The following is a 15,790-nucleotide window of genomic DNA, read 5'->3' as shown; positions in this document are numbered from 1 at the left end:
GGAAGCATGGTGATGACCCCCCGGATCGGTGACTACTTCGTCGAATGGACGCCGCCCACCGGAAGCGACCGCACCCTAGGGGTCGTCGACTTCTCGATCTTCCCGCACCTGGGACACGAGCTCATGCCGGGAAACACCATGGCCGACGCCGAGAGATGGGCCGCCGGCATCGCGGGTCCGGCGTACGCCATCGACGACCAGACGGCCATCAAGGTGACCGACGGCACCGTCGAGGTCGTCTCCGAGGGGCACTGGAGGTCCTTTTCCTCCTCGCCTCGATTCGTCAGGGGCTTGTTGACGTTCATCGAGTTCGCGGTCTTGCCCGTTATGTCCCCCGGGCGGTTGGGGCGGGCCTTCGCATGCCGACGCGAACGCGGTCCTCGACCACCGCGTGCGCGCGAGCCAGGGCATCCAGCCACTGCGGATGGTGAGAACCGGCGATGCCCCACATGCGGCCGATGTTGGTCGCGATGATCGAGTACTTCCAGCCGCTGCGGGTCTCGAACGCGGTGAGGTTCTTGCGATGACCGGCCGACGGCCGGACCCGGCGCACCAGCAGTCGCATCCCGTCCGGCCAGCCCTTGCGCTGGTTGAGGCCGATCAGCTCGGCCACGTGATAGCCCGGGCAGGGGTGCCCGTCTTGATCGAGGGAGTCGGTCCAGGCGAGCCACTCTGGATCACGGGCGTCAAGCGTCATGCCGCCCAGGCGCAGGTACGCGAACTCCTCGACAAGGTGCAACTGCCGAAAGACGCCGTGGACCGCTATGCGCGGGAGTTCAGCGGCGGCCAGCGCCAACGGGTCGCGATTGCCCGGGCACTGGCGCTGCGGCCGAAGCTCGTCGTCTGCGACGAGCCTGTGTCGGCACTTGATCTGTCGGCCCAGGCGACCGTGCTCGATCTGCTGATCGAGCTGCAGGAGTCGCTGGGTGTGGCCTACCTGTTCGTGTCGCACGACCTGGGCGTCGTGCGCTACATCAGCCATCGGATGGCGGTGATATACCGAGGGGAACTCGTCGAGGACGGGGATGTCGTGACCTCGAACCCGGAGCATCCGTACACCCAGCGCCTCCTGCTCGCGGCGCCCCATCCCGGATCCGCGTCGGCAGGAGGTCAACCGGGCCAACCGCCATCGCCTGCTCGCCCAGCAGGCCGAGCAGGCGTAGCCGGGTGGCATACGACCGCTCTGAGCCTTTAGGGGCTCGGTGTGCGATACAAAGCAGAATGTGACCTCATTTCTGACCGGGTATCAGCGCGCATGGCTGCGCGGTGATCTGCTGGCCGGGCTCACCGTGGCTGCCTACCTGGTCCCCCAGGTCATGGCGTACGCCACGGTCGCCGGGTTGCCTCCCGTGGCCGGGCTGTGGGCCAGTCTGGCCCCGCTGGCGCTGTACGCGTTCCTCGGTTCCTCCCGGCAGCTGTCGATCGGTCCCGAGTCGACGACCGCGCTCATGACAGCCGCCGCCATCGGCCCGCTGGCCGGGGCCGATCCGGGCAGGTACGCAGCGCTCGCGGCCGGTCTGGCCGTCATCGTCGGGCTGCTCGCGCTGGTCTGCTGGCTGCTGCGGCTGGGGTTCGTCGCCGATCTGCTGTCCAAGCCCATCCTGGTCGGCTACCTGGCCGGCGTGGCGGTCATCATGATCGTCAGCCAGCTGGGCAAGCTCACCAGGACCTCGGTGTCCGGCGACACCTTCCGTGACCAACTGGCCTCCTTCGCCGGTGGGTTGCCACAGTTGCATCCGTGGACGCTGCTGCTGGCCGTGACCGTCCTGGCCTTCCTGTTCCTGTTGCAGTGGCGCTGGCCACGGGCACCCGCGCCACTCCTCGCCGTGCTGCTGGCCACCGGCTGCGTCACGGTCTTCGGGCTGGAACGCTATGGGATCAAGGTGGTCGGCACGATCCCCTCCGGGGTGCCGACTCCAGCCATGCCGGCCCTGAGCGAGTTCAGCGAACTGGTGCTGCCTGCCCTCGGCGTGCTCCTGGTGGGCTACAGCGACAACATGCTCACCGCGCGCTCCTTCTCCGCCAGGCACAACCAGGAGATCAACGCCAACCAGGAGCTGCTCGCCTTCGGCGTGGCCAACGTGGGCGCCGGGCTGCTGCGCGGGTTCCCGGTCAGCAGCAGCGGCAGCCGTACCGCACTCGGCGACGCGGCGGGCAGCCGCACCCAGCTGTACTCCCTGGTGGCCCTGGCGGGAGTGGTCGCGGTGCTGTTGTTCGCCGGGCCGTTGCTCACCCACTTCCCCGCCGCCGCGCTCGGCGCCATCGTCGTCTACGCGGCTTTCCGACTGATCGACCTGGCCGAGTTCCGCAGGCTGGCCGCCTTCAGGCGCAGCGAACTGCTGCTCGCTCTCGGTGCGTTCGCCGGGGTACTGGTCTTCGACATCCTGTACGGGGTGCTGCTCGCGGTCGCTCTGTCCGTGGCCGAGATGCTGGCCCGCGTGGCCCGCCCCCACGACGCGATCCTGGGCCTCGTGCCGGGGCTGGCCGGCATGCACGACGTCGACGACTATCCCGAGGCGCGTACGGTACCCGGCTTGGTCGTCTACCGCTACGATTCCCCGCTCTTCTTCGCCAACGCCCAGGATTTCCGGCGCCGCGCTCTGGGCGCCGTCGACCAGCATGAGGGCGAGGTCTCCTGGTTCGTGCTCAATGTCGAGGCCAACGTCGAGGTGGATGTCACCGCCTTGGACGCCGTCGAGGCGTTGCGCGCCGAGCTGGTCCGCCGGGGCATCGTGTTCGCGATGGCCCGGGTCAAGCAGGACCTGCGCACCTCACTCGATGCCTACGGGCTTGCTGCCGCGATCGGTCCTGAGTACCTGTTTCCGACGCTGCCGACCGCGGTGGCCGCCTTTGAGCAATCAACTCGTCCAGGGGACGGGCCTCCTGCGGTCAGGGGCGAGGAATGAGCTCAGCCGCGGTCGGCTATTTTAGCAGTCCTTATAGCGCTATTTTAGACGCCCTTCGATGAGAAGGCGAGCGAGCAGCGTGGAACGCTACGGCGCCTTGTAACCCAGAAGGTAGGGGCCGGAACCACTGGAGGCGTTCACCCGGTAGCGGTAGTAGCCGTACGTGCCGGTGTAGGTCCCTTCTCGGCCACGCCTGGATGCCACCCGACCCGACGCCGGCCTGAATCCCGCCACAATCCGCAGCGCCCCACGCCCGAAGACGATCACAGCTCGCGATCACCCAGCACCGGAATGCGCTCGGCGTGAATGCTTACGCCGCGCCGGGAAGCAACTGCGAGCACAATCAACCGGGCAGTTCGCGCTTTGCCATACCGTCTCTGGCGGTCTATTTGGGCAGCATCCGGACACCACTGACCGGGCCTGCACCCCGGTCGATCCGAGTCACGGACCTGAGATCGGACTGGCTAGTTCTGTGGGAGACAGAAACCCCGTCAACCGCTGACGGGCCACCCGAGCCGGTACTCGGCGGTGGCCTTCATCGCGGCTCTCTCCATAACTCGACCCCCTCAAAGGAGTCGAGCGATCCCCTCGGCGAGGCCAAGCGAGCATGATAGGCGGCAATTCACGACATTACCGGCAATTCAGACCTAACTGACCATGTCGGGAAACAAAGGACTGGCCGACTCTCAGGGATACGAGATTGTTCGGCGAGGCATCCCCGGATCGCACAGAGCCGCAGCGATGGCACTGACCTGCAAACTTTATGGAAATAGCCGATAGAAACCAAATGTATGCCATCGGACAGGCTTTGCATTGTACCGAGCTTTATTTGGCCCTAACGCCTCAACCATTGCCGTTATCTGACCGCCATCGACCCTTATACCTGTTCAACCGTTGGGTACTCTCTGAGCGGTCACATTCGGTAATCGCTGTTCAACGCAGTCCGCGCACGGACGGGCTGTTGCGGCGATTTACTACAGGGAGAATTCAGACATGATTCGCCGCCTTCTGGTCACTACGGCATGCATCGGCATTGCCGTCCTATCCCCTGCCGCCGCGGCCTCCGCCGAGGCGTCGGGGCACGCAAGCCGCGCCACGGCCTCCGTTCAGGCCGACTGCTGCACCTGTGGCGTGGCGGTCGTCCCAACGCTGGTCCCCGTCGTCCGCCCCGTCTGCCCCACCGTCTACGGCTACGGAGCCACCGCGGGCTACGGAGCCGGTTACGGAGCTGGTGCGGGCTACGGGGCCGGCAGCGGCGTCGGCTACGGGGCCGGCTACGGGGCCGGCAGCGGCCACGGCCTGGGCCTGGGCGTCGGCGTCGGTGTGGGGCTTGGTCTCGGCCTCTGACCTGCCTAGCAGGAAGATAGGCGGCGCTCTCGCGGGCCCAACTCGTGGCAGCGCCGCCTTCCACCGGACCGGGGCCGGTGGAGACTCTGACGTGCCCCGAGTTCCATGGAGTCGGCTTGTTTGACTCTTACGCCAGACGGGTGTGCGGGTAGAGCATCTCGTACTCGATCGGGGTGCGCAGCTGCAGGGCGGTGGAGCAGCTCGGTCTGCATCCGGCCCCAGAGCGACTCGGTGATCGCGTTGTCGAAGCAATCGCCGATCGACCCCATGGAGAGAAACGGACCGGAGTCGCGGGCACGGCGGGTGAAGGCCCAGTGCGGCAGTTCGGCCTGAACCTGCGTCCGGACAAGCAGACCCGCTCGACCATGGGGCGGGAGACTCAAGTCGGGTCTCCCCGGTGAGTTTCCAGGAAATCGCCACAAGGAAACCTCTTCGTGGCGGGATGGATCAACTACTACGGGCGTACTACAAGTCCAGGTTGATATGTTTCTTGGAGCAGTGGATCAACCCATTTCTGGCGAAGTGGGCCAGAGGAAGTTCAAAGGATGCCGTCGGGCTCCTCGTGAGGTCCGCCAGAATCTCGCCGAGATCGCCTCGGCCTATCCTGGCACCTGCGTCCGGTGGCGGCATGGAGCATTGCCTGCTGGTTCAACAATGGTAGCCGTGTAACGTGAGACTGTTACGCACGGTTCCGAGAGCGGCGGCGGGTGAGATTCCCGCCGCCGACTCATCTCATTGGGTTCGTCCCGGCTGCCCACCGAGGTGACTGCGCCGGCATTGACCAGGCGCTCGTTGGAGCGGATCGACAGATACTGCCGCCTCGGTCTGAGGGTGTTTCTCCCGTCTGATGGGCACCGCCTATGAGTCTCAGCTATTCGCCACACGCGGCGCCGGCCAATGGGACCGGGTGATCGAGCTTCTAGGCGGACGACCCCGCGGGCGCCCGATCACTTGGCATGCCTTCGGATCAGGTCGGCCATGCCGTTCAGCGTTGGCGCGGAAATCGACGACAGCACCATAGAACGTAAATATTCAGGCCGTGTGCAGGGTGTGATCTTCCGGTTGGGTGTGTGACCGTCCGTCACTTTGATCAATTGGGTCGATGGTGATGTGATCGTCTGGTGTCCGGCCTGGAGGAGATGTCCCGCGAGGAGTTGATCGCTCTGACGCGCGCCCTCCTGGCCGAGAACGCCGCACTGCGCGAGCGCGTGGCGATCCTGGAGAAGGAGAACGCGCAGCTGCGCGAGCGGATGGCCAGCCTGGAACGGCTCATCTCGCGCAACAGCGGTAACTCCGGGATGCCACCGTCGGTCGATGATCTGCTGGGCCGTACTGTGCTCAAGAAACGTGCGGCGAAGAACAGGCAGGCGGGTAAGCGCAGGCCCGGCAAGCAGCCCGGTGCCGAGGGGACGGCGTTGGCCTGGTCGGATCAGATCGCCCCGAAGACATCACCGAGCACTTCCCGCAAGGGCCGTGTGCGTGCGGGTCCGACCTGGGCGAGGCGGCCGATCTGGGGGTGACGCACTTGATCCGCGATCTTGAAGATTGTGCAGAAACCTATCCCACCGCGCGCTGGCCCCGGCAGCTTCAGATGGTGCTGCGCGGCCTGATCCACGCCGCCAACCTCGCCCGTGAGCAGGGGCGTACAGCGATCCCGGCGGGCACGTTGGCGATGTTCACGAAGATGTTCCGCGGCGGGGTCGCCGTCGGCCTATCACAGGTCAGGCGCCTGCCAGGCCCGGCCAAGACCGTCACTCAGCCGATCGGCCGCGTCTTGTTGGAAGTCTTGCGTGACCGCGCCGACGATGTCCTGTGTTTCGCCCATGACCTGCAGATTCCCCCGACGAACAACCAAGCGGAGAGGGATCTTCGGCCGGCCAAGACCCACCAGAAGATCTCGGGCCGGCTCCGTTCAGAGGCCCAACACCCGGCACCGGTACGCCGTGCGCGGCTACCTGTCCACCGCGATCAAGCACGGGGTCGATGTGATGACCGTCCTGCGTGACGCGCTCCTCGGCAAGCTCTGGATGCCGCCCGACCCGGCGATCGCCTGACACCGCAGCGACTGCCGCACTCACGCACACCCCAATACGATCACACTACGCGATCAAGAGACTCCGGGCCGCGCAGCGGCTGAATACTTACCATAGAACAGCATCCGAAGCCTCTGGGTGCGAGGGCCATGATTGTGGGGATCAACTCTCCTACCAGGGGTTTCCCGCGCTGTCAGGCGAACGCCCCACTCACGATCACGCTGTGACCAGCGGTCCGCCGTCATGGGAGCGAAAGAGGCTCAGCCCGCAGCCGGGTGGCATCATGGATGGGGAGTGGCCACCACGTGATCCTTCGTGATCAGGAGTCCAGGGTCGAGGGTCGAAAGCAGTGATGGCCGAGAACAACAGCGTTACCCGTGCGGGCCGGACTGCCGAGCAGATTGAGCACCTGGTGTCCGAGGCCGCCGCTCCCGCTGGTCACGAGTCGGAATGCGTCCCAATACGGAAACGGAAGAGGTGTGTGCCGCCTGCGGCACACACCTCTTCAGTCATCTACCTTGTCAGGCCCCAGAGAGCGATCAATCGCTGCAAACGGGGTAGACCCACCCGAACCCCATCGCTCCAGTACACGGATACGCCGCGAGAACGGGGATCTGACTGGTGACGGTGGGGACCCCCGACGAACCGGGAGGACCCTGAGGACCGGGAGGACCGGCAGGGCCAGCAGGACCCTCAGGTCCCTCAGGTCCCTCAGGACCCGGAAGACCCGGAGCACCCTCAGGACCGGCAGGGCCGGCAGGTCCCTCAGGTCCCTCAGGACCCGGAAGACCCGGAGCACCCTCAGGACCGGCAGGGCCGGCAGGTCCCTCAGGTCCCTCAGGACCCGGAAGACCCGGAGCACCCTCAGGACCGGCAGGACCGGCAGGACCGGCAGGACCCTCAGGTCCCTCAGGACCCGGAAGACCCGGAGCACCCTCAGGACCGGCAGGACCGGCAGGACCCTCAGGACCGGTAGGACCGGTAGGACCGGTAGGACCGGCAGGGCCAGCAGGACCCTCAGGTCCCTCAGGACCCGGAAGACCCGGAGCACCCTCAGGACCGGCAGGGCCAGCAGGACCCTCAGGACCCGGAAGACCCGGAGCACCCTCAGGACCGGCAGGACCGGCAGGACCCTCAGGACCCGGAAGACCCGGAGCACCCTCAGGACCGGCAGGACCGGCAGGACCGGCAGGACCCTCAGGACCGGCAGGACCGGCAGGACCGGCAGGACCGGGGAGGCCGTCTAGCCCAGGTTGTCCCTGGGGACCCGCGGGTCCTGCTGGGCCGGGCGGACCCGCGGGTCCCGGCGGGCCCGCAGGACCCCGCGGCACCTTGCAGAGCGATTGGGGGACGTGAAGCCATGCGCACAGCGGGATCGTGCCGGGCTCGACGTGGACCGGCGGCGCAATCAATTGAATGCTCGGCGGCAGGCAGTAAACGGGAATGCATTCACGAGCAGCCGCGGATGGGGTCCGCACCGCTGCTCGAGAATATGTACCGCTCGCCGTATAGTCGGTGACCGTCTGGCCTGGCGGCCAGGGGGTCTTTGCCTCGGCACCTGCCGCAGCAGGTGAGTAAACGAGAACGACCCCGGCGAGCGCGCCGCCCAGCAGGGTTCGTTTCATCAATGTAGTCACTCTTCATTCTGTTCTCAAGGGCTGGAAGAAAGGACTCGAGTACACGCCACTTTGCCAGAATGAAGATGCCATTTGGTAAGCTCTTTTCGCCTGGCCCAATTCTCTACCCGGCGTCGCGGAGCTCTTGATCCAACCCCCCTGAAAATTGCGGCCGAAGGCTTGTCATATCGATATTCGCGGCAAGTCGCCCTAATTGCGCGAATTAAAGGTAGTCTCGGAATGGCATGGCTTCCACGCCGGTACAGCCACCGAAGCGAAGCTTCCTGGTGCCGCCCTCCGGACGATGGCGCGTGACCCACGCCGCTTGGAGCACGGCGCGGTCCAGCGTGCCGAGGAGCAAGTACAGGCGACCCACCTATAAGGCAGGCCGCCAAGCAGTCGAAGGCTTGCAGGACGATGGTGTCCCGGGCGCTGCAAAGGTGCCCGGCCCCTTCGGCTTGCTCATCGAGTCACCCGGCACCGAATATGTGTCCAGTGTCGTCGGGCGTCCCCTCTGCTTTGGGCAAGAGAACCTAGCCGCCGCACTAACTAAGGTGAAATTCCGCCAGGAATATCCACACTTCTGATGACTGGCGCAGAGTAGTGGGCGGACACTCGATGACCGTAGGGCCCTCTTCGGGTAGCCACCATCTTTACTGTTTCCTGGCCTCGATAATGCCATCGCCACCGATGGACTGGGGGTCGTCGAATGCGACGATCTCGGTAGGTCGACCGGCCTATCACGAGATATCCGCGAATCCACGGCATGGCCAGCGGATTCAGTGCAGGGGTTCATCGGGGAACCAGGAAGGGTTCAGGGATTCATCATGATCCGAATCACGTTCGTCATCACGGCGGCTTTGGCGGGGCTGCCATTCTCTGCGTTGGCCGCCTCGGCTGACGCGACCCGTCTTACACCAAACGAATCGGCGATAGCGTCAGCACCGACGGCCACGGCTTCGGCTCTCCGAGCCGCGTGCTCGCCGACCGGCTGCAGCGAAGTACTGTGTCCACCCGGCTACGTCTGCGTGTACCGGCCCAAGCAGTGCTTCACTCTGCCCTGCCCGCAGTATGAATGCGTCCGTGTCGGGGGCGGCTACCCCGTGGGCCCCCCGTACGTCTACCCGCACCCGTACCCCCGGCCGGGCTGGCACCCCCCGGCCTACCCCCCTCTTCCATGGCCGGTCCCTGTTCCCCATCCCCGGCCATGGCCATGGCCGGCCACGCAGACAGGGCCGAACGCGCCGACCGTGCGTGATCTACAGCAGCCGACCCAGCAGGCACCTGGCCAGCCGACCTTGAACAAGTCCACGGCTACCTGAACCGGAGCTCGTTAGCCTGCGGCCTTGTCCCTTGGTCACGTCGTGGATGTCTAGATCGAGCGGCTGTCCAGCGCGCCGTCGGCTCGTCGGCCGGCCGCCCAGGCGCAGGTGTGGCTGGAGCTTTTTACCGACGACGTGGAGCTGGCCACCCGCCACCTCGCCGAGCATGGCGTGCATCCGCAGGACGAGCTCGAACCACTGCCCTCGGGCTTGGCCGCTCACTGGTCAGCAACCCGGCCGGAATCCCGCACATCGTGCGGGATCCCGGCCGACATGAGCGACACTTTGCGATCTTGATGGCGGAGGTCGGGTAAGGGCAGCTCGCATAAAGACGGTCCGGTCGCTTCATCTCGGTGCCGACCTTCAAGAGCTGGTCGCCGTCTACGGGATGCCATGGGACATCGGGCGGATCGACAAGCATCACAGGTGACCGTACCCGTACTCCTACGGCGACGTGAGATCGACCAACCCGCCCGCGCTTCCATGTCTCCCCCTGTGTGAACATCTGGCGCTGTCAAGGAGGGGTTCAGGGTCGGCGTCTGGCGTAAAGGTGAAGTTGATGCGCTGGCGTTGTGGCTGGGGTTCGTAGGCCGTGCTGCCCCAGTATCACCGGAAGCGGCTCCCACGGGCAGTCGGTGGCTGTCAGAGCGCCTGCTACCTGGCTGTAGGTGACCTGTGCGGGCGGTGTGATGCCGCTGATGGCCGTCTTCATCCTGGGCAGTTCGAGGGTTCCACGCCATCTGCACAGTAATGGTGCGACGATTCGGCGGCCGGCTCAGCTGCAGCGCGCGACGCGGGTCACGGAATACGGCTTGTAGACAGCGGCGTAGAACTTCTTCTTGCCCTTGGTGTTGGCGTTGACCGTCATGCAACGGTACTTGGCGGCCTTGTCGCCGACCGAGCCCTTCCTCACGAACATGATCTTGGTGCTGACCCTGTGGCTGCAGTGGTTGTTGAAGTAGATGGTCACGCTCGTGTTGCCCTCACCCCACGAGTAGTTGGCCCACTTGCCTCTGGGCTTGGAGCACCTGATGCTGTCGCGCTCGACCCCGGCTTGAGCTGACGCGGTGGTGGCCTTCGTCCCGGCGGCCTCCGCGCTCGTCCGTGCGGTGCCTGCCTGTGCGGAGGCTGCGGTTGCCGGTGCCAGCAGCAGGGCCGTCGCGGCAGCGGAGCCAAGCAGAACGGATGTGAGCTTCTTGCGATGCATGCTTCAACCTCATAACAGCAAAGATCTTGACCGAATCAACCGTATCGGCCATCCCAATAATCTGTGAAATCGAGGTTGTCGGCTCGTCAAGAAGATTGTCGCCAGCGTCGGCCAGGCTGCGGGGACCTGGAGGGCGAAGGGTTGGAGAGACTGGCCGACTGGGACGCCGCAATCGAGGGCGTATGAGTATGGGCTTCGCTCCGCCGAAGTATGCCCAGGTCATGAGGGCGATTCGGGAGCGGATCGAGTCGGGCGAGTACGCGCTTGGCGACATGCTGCCGTCCGAGACGCAGTTGGTCCGCGAGCTGAGCGTGGCTCGGCTGCTGGGGTGGCCGAGCGGACGCCGGTGATCGTCCGGAAGCGGGTGGCCCGGCAGGCGGATGTCGTATCGGCGGCGGAGACCGGGTGGATCCCGGTGGAGATCGCGGTCGGCACTGACTTGGAGCAGGCCGAGCCGCTGCGGGGCGGGATCCGGCGGCATCTCCAGGCGGTCAAGCACCTGCGGTTCGATCACATCACCGAGCGACTGACCGCCCGCAAGCCTGCCAAGGACAAGGCGGAGTTGCTCGGCTCGTCCAGTCCGGTGCTCGCTGTGACGGCGACCGTGCACGACCCTGCCGGGTCCGTGCTGCTGGCCATGAGCCTGGCGCTGCCCGGAAGCCTGCACGAGCTGGAGGATGTCTACAAGGTCAGCTAATGCCGTGACCGGAATCTTTGCCGGGTTGGCGACACGCTGCGCGACTTCACCAGTCGAGGGTGACCGGCCGCTCGTGCCGTACTCCTTGGAGCAGGTCCTTCAGCAATACGGCCAGCCCGGGCGGAAAGACCCGCTCCGTGGTCGCGTCGAGGTCGGCCACGGTCCACCATCGATGCCCGAGCCCGTCATCTCCAGATCCGGAAACCTCCACCGTTGAGACTCGGGCGAAGAAGTACGTGTGCACGGTGTAGTAGTGGCTCTCCTGGATGGACCACTCCCCCGCGTTGACGGCCACTGGCTCGCCCAGGTCTCGGGGCGCGAGGATCAAGCCGACCTCTTCGCGAACCTCCCGGGAAGCCGCTTCCACTGCCGATTCGCCTGGTTCGATCCCGCCGCCGGGGAGGTGCCATGCGGGCTCGCGGGGCCAGGGGTCGGGCGGAACGAAGCGGAACATCAGCACGCGGTCGGCGGGATCGGCGAGGATGACTCGCGCGGTGGGGCGGTTAGTGATCATTTGCCCGACGGTATCGGTGAGGAGGCGTTCCTGCCGCTCGTGCTGCGGCCGAGGGGTTCACCGCATGGACCAACGAGTCTCACCCGCCGGGACACGTCGCGCAGTGTGTCGCCCACCCGGCAAAGGATTCCGATCACGGCACCAAAGCGCGGACTTTCACGCGGAGTTTGAGCCGGTCTGGCCTCAGTAACGACTCACCGACCCGGCGTGCGCGAGCCGTATGCCGGGCCGAACACCACGAGCAGTGCCAGGTCTCAGTCACCTCGTCGAACCGGTGCTCCTCGCCCGCCGGCACGAAAATCACCGAGCCTGGGCCCACCTCGGCCGTACCGTCCGGCGTCACGATCTTGGCCCGCCCCGCAGTGACCACGTAGATCTCGTCCTCGGTGTGTGGGCTCTGAGTGTCGAGCCCGCCGGCTGGGATGCAGTGCGTTCCCACCGACAGGGCCGACACCCTCAGATGCTCCACCCAGTCGTTGGCCGCTCCGTCGACAAGCGGCGTCCACACCCCTGCACCTTCGATGATCCGCATGGCGGAAGCATAACTACGGATAGCTGACCCTTACCGTTCCACACCAGCTCAACCACTGTGCGGACGAGTGGGAACAGCCTGCTCGCAAACCATGCGGCAAATGGACGAGCGAATGAGAGCACGGTGGACACGCCTGGATCTTTGTGCGAACCGTCACATCGCGCACAACTCGCAGGCGTTGGCCGGATGCCAGTGATATCCATGATCACACCGCTTGAGTCGAAAGGATTTTCGTGCGCACACGCAAACTGGCAACCCTCCTGACCGGTGCGGCCCTGGCTGCCACCACCACACTGGTGGCGGGCGCCGCTCCCGCCAGCGCGACCGGACCCTGTGGCAGCAGCTACACCCGCGTCGGCGTCTACGCCGTCAAGAGAGGAGACGGGACCCGCACGGGCACGCTGGAGGTTTACTACAGCTCCACCACCAGAAAGAATTGCGCGCTGACCTACGGCTACGGCGCCTACGCCAACACCCCGAGCTGGAAAAGCGTCGTGATATCGAGAGGCGACGGCACCGGGAGCGACCCCGACTCCGGACGGTACACCTACCACGCCGGCCCCGTGTACGTCTCCGCGCCCGGTCAGTGCATTGACGTTGAAGCGACGGTGCCGGATTGGGTGACCCTCAAACTCAACAACGTGCACTGCAACTGAACCACTTCCGAACGCCAAGTGGCTGATCGCTTACCTGCGAAGGTCCCATCTACCTCTCTTCACCGGCCACTGAGCTACTTCGCCGCTCGCCGCTCGCCGTAAGTTCGGGAGTGCCGGCCCGAGACGTCGCGCGAGCAGGGCGTCGTCCGCTGAGGTAGGCGCGGGCGCGGAGTCCATCGAGGCCGTGTGCCGCCACCTCGGCCATGCCTCGACCGAGACGACGCAGCCGTACGCGCTGCTGGACGACAAGGTCGCCGACGCCGAAGTGCGCGCCGCCCGCCGACACCGCGACCGGATTAGCCGCTGATCGATCCTGCCCGCATCTGAACTCCCGCCAGGCAATACTCCGGCACATTGACCAGGGCCAACGCGATCCCATGTACCTGGTGACAGCTCGCCTCCCAGACTGGGCTGGAGGAGTTGCTGCAGCGCCATCCCGACAGCGGACGAGCAGCCCACCACCGGGCCCCCTTCACCTGCGCGGCGACGCTGGTTCCCCTACGGTGGCCGCGGGAGCGGGAGCGACGGTTCTCACTGGAGCCCGCGTGGTGGGCGAGGTGGCGCAGTGACGGCCGCCACGGCTTCGGCACCGGGTTCGACGTAGCGCATCGATGGGTCTCCGACCTGCTCCCTAGTGCTGCACCGTACGGTTACCCCCGCTGGACAAGGATGATCACGCGGCCGCCAGGTTGCCGCCGCGCACCTCTGCTTGCGACCACTCCCCGCACACAGGCGGCCTGGCGCCTTAGGCGTTCATGATGGATGCCCGGGGCGTTCCCGTGCTGATGGTGCCGGCGCTTGCGGTGTGGTTATCACGGTGTGTCGATTGCAGCGGAAGCTGTCGGTGTCGTGCGTCTTTGCCGACATTCAGGGCGAGTTGTCGGCTTACCGCAGCGATGAGTCTCGCGGTGGTTCAAGGTCTACCCGTCACACCACTCCATCGCACTCGAGCCGGGAGACATCTTGAAGCTTCTTCTCACGTCCGGAGGCGTCACGAACACGAGCATCCGCGATGCGCTGGTCGACCTGCTGGGCAAGCCGATCGCCGACTCCAGTGCCCTATGCATCCCCACGGCGCAGTATGGCCACCCCATGTGTACGCCGGCCTCAGCCTGGCGCTTCATCGCCGGACAGACCCCGGGACCCATGTGCGACCTGGGCTGGAAGTCGGTGGGCGTCCTCGAGCTCACCGCACTGGCCAGCATCGGCAAGAACCGCTGGGGCCCATGGGTCCGGGAGGCTGACGTCCTGCTGGTGGACGGCGGCGATGCGACGTACCTGTGCCACTGGATGCGGCAGTCCGGGCTGGCGGATCTCCTGCCGTCGCTGTCCGAGACGGTCTGGGCGGGGGTGAGCGCAGGAAGCATGGTGATGACCCCCCGGATCGGTGACTACTTCGTCGAATGGACGCCGCCCACCGGAAGCGACCGCACCCTAGGGGTCGTCGACTTCTCGATCTTCCCGCACCTGGGACACGAGCTCATGCCGGGAAACACCATGGCCGACGCCGAGAGATGGGCCGCCGGCATCGCGGGTCCGGCGTACGCCATCGACGACCAGACGGCCATCAAGGTGACCGACGGCACCGTCGAGGTCGTCTCCGAGGGGCACTGGAGGTCCTTTTCCTCCTAGGCACCGACGCCAACCGCGAGTGAGCGAGGCGCCCTCTCATACCGCAGATTGCGTGCGCTGCGGCCATCCGGTCATGCCATGTTCCAAGCCAGAACCCGGCGCCTGGTCACGCTGCAAGCGGCACTGCACCAGCTCCAAAGGGTGGCAAGTGCGTTCACTTCTCACCACTGGATAGGCACGACACAAGGGATCGACGGCCTCGGCGAGCGCGACGTAGCGGAACGAGCAGGCCACAGCGTTGACGTCCTCCTGAGGGTCTACGCCAAGTGCATCGACGGCCAACAGGAGATCGCTAACAAGCGGATCGGCGAGGCACTGGCGGCGTGATACGCAGCCAACCCGCAGGGCTCCGGACAGCAGCCGGGCCCGTCGCCGTTCCATGACTCGCTCGCACTGGCCGGGTTTGGACCAGCAGCCCCGTGACCCCCAGACCTCGGCAATCGAGCGATCATTCGTACGGCTCAAGGTTGCGGGATCGTCAGCGTTCCGGAGTTCGCTGACGATCCCGCCGGTTGCTGTAATTCTCGGCTGCACCGTGCGCCCCTTCCTTGTGTGGCCCGAAGCACGGGCCGATCCGAGGTTGGGTACTCAGCGCCTGGTCTCATACCTGGTCAGAAGTACGCCGCCGGGGAACGTCCGGGTCTCCATCAGGGTCAGGTTCACCCAGTGGTCCAGGGCGGTGAAGAATGGCGTGCCGCCGCCCACCAGGACCGGATGAGTGACGATCGCGTACTCGTCGATCAGCCCGGCCCGGATGGCCGCCCCGGCGAGTGTGGCACCGCAGATGTCCATGGGGCCGCCGTCCTCGGCCTTGAGCCGGGTGATCTCGGTGACCGCGTCGCCGGTGACCAGGCGGGTGTTCCAGTCGACCGTGCTGGTCGTCGAGGAGAACACCACCTTCGGCATGTGCCGCCAGCGGCGGGCGTACTCGATCTGCGCTGGTGTGGCGCCAGGCTGCTGGTCGGCGGTCGGCCAGTGGGAGCTCATCGTCTCCCACAGTTTGCGCCCGTACAGCGCCAGGCCGGTCGCGCCCACCCGGTCGGACCACCACTGGAACAGCTCGTCGCTCGGCACGCTCCAGCCGAGGTCGTCGCCGGGCACGGCGATGTAGCCGTCCAGGCTCAGGTTCATGCCGAAGGTCAGTTTCCGCATGGCGTCAGCCTCCTGTGAGTCGGTATTCGGCGTACAGACCAGCACGGCGCGGAAAAATCACCGATCAGGCCACACCGATCTATGCCGAAGTACCGGAGCAGGTGGGACAGGGCGCGGACGAGCGTACGCGCGGGCCTGCAGTCCCCGAGGTGGATAACCGACCCTCGGCCCAGACA

At 66.0% G+C, this 15,790-nt stretch carries 16 protein-coding genes and 1 pseudogene; 10 read left to right on the top strand and 7 right to left on the bottom strand.

All coding sequences use genetic code 11. The features are described 5' to 3' along the window. Positions 1-32: 32 nt before the first annotated feature. Both LDL49_RS51885 and LDL49_RS51880 read right to left on the bottom strand, forming a co-directional pair. A complete protein-coding gene (locus LDL49_RS51885; protein WP_225302357.1) occupies positions 33-305 on the bottom strand; it encodes a hypothetical protein in 273 nt (90 codons plus the stop codon). Positions 306-325: 20 nt separating this feature from the next. Continuing rightward, positions 326-613, bottom strand: coding sequence for a hypothetical protein (locus LDL49_RS51880; RefSeq protein ID WP_225302356.1), 288 nt, complete (start codon positions 611-613; stop codon positions 326-328). A 27-nt stretch (positions 614-640) separates the two neighbouring features. Between LDL49_RS51880 and LDL49_RS51875 the strand changes: the two genes are divergently transcribed. The 5 genes and pseudogenes from LDL49_RS51875 to LDL49_RS59570 all read left to right on the top strand — a co-directional run. Next, the gene (locus tag LDL49_RS51875) at positions 641-1,195 is read left to right on the top strand and encodes an ATP-binding cassette domain-containing protein (protein ID WP_225302355.1); all 555 of its coding nucleotides are present in this window, start codon (positions 641-643) and stop codon (positions 1,193-1,195) included. Positions 1,196-1,223: 28 nt separating this feature from the next. Then, positions 1,224-2,906 carry a SulP family inorganic anion transporter gene (locus LDL49_RS51870; protein ID WP_225302354.1) on the top strand — a complete coding sequence of 561 codons (1,683 nt, stop codon included), beginning with the start codon at positions 1,224-1,226 and terminating at the stop codon, positions 2,904-2,906. A 993-nt stretch (positions 2,907-3,899) separates the two neighbouring features. Next, positions 3,900-4,253 carry a hypothetical protein gene (locus LDL49_RS51865; RefSeq protein ID WP_225302362.1) on the top strand — a complete coding sequence of 118 codons (354 nt, stop codon included), beginning with the start codon at positions 3,900-3,902 and terminating at the stop codon, positions 4,251-4,253. Positions 4,254-5,374: 1,121 nt separating this feature from the next. Next, positions 5,375-5,773: a DUF6444 domain-containing protein gene (locus LDL49_RS51860; RefSeq protein ID WP_225302353.1), complete on the top strand. Its 399-nt coding sequence runs from the start codon at positions 5,375-5,377 to the stop codon at positions 5,771-5,773. Beyond that, positions 5,770-6,114, top strand: a pseudogene (locus tag LDL49_RS59570) (hypothetical protein); the annotation flags it as partial. The gene LDL49_RS51860 and the pseudogene LDL49_RS59570, both read left to right, overlap by 4 nt. 677 nt (positions 6,115-6,791) lie before the next feature. Here the strand turns inward: LDL49_RS59570 and LDL49_RS51850 are convergent. Together LDL49_RS51850 and LDL49_RS51845 are read right to left on the bottom strand one after the other, a co-directional pair. Beyond that, a complete protein-coding gene (locus LDL49_RS51850) occupies positions 6,792-7,445 on the bottom strand; it encodes a hypothetical protein (RefSeq protein WP_225302352.1) in 654 nt (217 codons plus the stop codon). 2,554 nt (positions 7,446-9,999) lie between these two features. Then, positions 10,000-10,431: a hypothetical protein gene (locus LDL49_RS51845; RefSeq protein ID WP_225302351.1), complete on the bottom strand. Its 432-nt coding sequence runs from the start codon at positions 10,429-10,431 to the stop codon at positions 10,000-10,002. A 221-nt stretch (positions 10,432-10,652) separates the two neighbouring features. On the opposite strand from LDL49_RS51845, the gene LDL49_RS51840 reads away from it, so the two are divergent. Continuing rightward, positions 10,653-10,781, top strand: coding sequence for a GntR family transcriptional regulator (locus LDL49_RS51840; protein ID WP_263656604.1), 129 nt, complete (start codon positions 10,653-10,655; stop codon positions 10,779-10,781). Continuing rightward, positions 10,760-11,128, top strand: a complete 369-nt coding sequence (locus LDL49_RS51835) for a UTRA domain-containing protein (protein WP_225302350.1) — start codon at positions 10,760-10,762, stop codon at positions 11,126-11,128. Before LDL49_RS51840 ends, LDL49_RS51835 begins: the two co-directional genes overlap by 22 nt. 46 nt (positions 11,129-11,174) lie before the next feature. On the opposite strand, the gene LDL49_RS51830 is transcribed toward LDL49_RS51835, so the two are convergent. Then, positions 11,175-11,642 carry an NUDIX hydrolase gene (locus LDL49_RS51830; RefSeq protein ID WP_225302349.1) on the bottom strand — a complete coding sequence of 156 codons (468 nt, stop codon included), beginning with the start codon at positions 11,640-11,642 and terminating at the stop codon, positions 11,175-11,177. A gap of 133 nt (positions 11,643-11,775) precedes the next feature. Then, positions 11,776-12,174, bottom strand: coding sequence for a cupin domain-containing protein (locus tag LDL49_RS51825; protein WP_225302348.1), 399 nt, complete (start codon positions 12,172-12,174; stop codon positions 11,776-11,778). A 233-nt stretch (positions 12,175-12,407) separates the two neighbouring features. On the opposite strand from LDL49_RS51825, the gene LDL49_RS51820 reads away from it, so the two are divergent. The 3 genes from LDL49_RS51820 to LDL49_RS51810 all read left to right on the top strand — a co-directional run bounded on the left by LDL49_RS51820 (position 12,408) and on the right by LDL49_RS51810 (position 14,789). Beyond that, positions 12,408-12,830, top strand: coding sequence for a spore-associated protein A (locus tag LDL49_RS51820; RefSeq protein ID WP_225302347.1), 423 nt, complete (start codon positions 12,408-12,410; stop codon positions 12,828-12,830). A 963-nt stretch (positions 12,831-13,793) separates the two neighbouring features. After that, positions 13,794-14,462 (top strand): Type 1 glutamine amidotransferase-like domain-containing protein, encoded by a 669-nt coding sequence (locus tag LDL49_RS51815; RefSeq protein WP_225302346.1) that lies wholly within the window; start codon positions 13,794-13,796, stop codon positions 14,460-14,462. A gap of 78 nt (positions 14,463-14,540) precedes the next feature. Then, on the top strand, positions 14,541-14,789 hold the full coding sequence (locus LDL49_RS51810) for a hypothetical protein (protein WP_225302345.1): 249 nt from the start codon (positions 14,541-14,543) through the stop codon (positions 14,787-14,789). 261 nt (positions 14,790-15,050) lie between these two features. On the opposite strand, the gene LDL49_RS51805 is transcribed toward LDL49_RS51810, so the two are convergent. Next, complete coding sequence (locus LDL49_RS51805) at positions 15,051-15,614, bottom strand: dihydrofolate reductase family protein (protein WP_225302344.1); 564 nt, start codon at positions 15,612-15,614, stop codon at positions 15,051-15,053. Positions 15,615-15,790: the final 176 nt, after the last annotated feature.

The organism is Nonomuraea aurantiaca (assembly GCF_020215705.1).
Taxonomy (GTDB): domain Bacteria; phylum Actinomycetota; class Actinomycetes; order Streptosporangiales; family Streptosporangiaceae; genus Nonomuraea; species Nonomuraea aurantiaca.
Note: the sequence above shows the minus strand (reverse complement) of the source record. Positions and strands in the feature narration are given on the sequence as shown.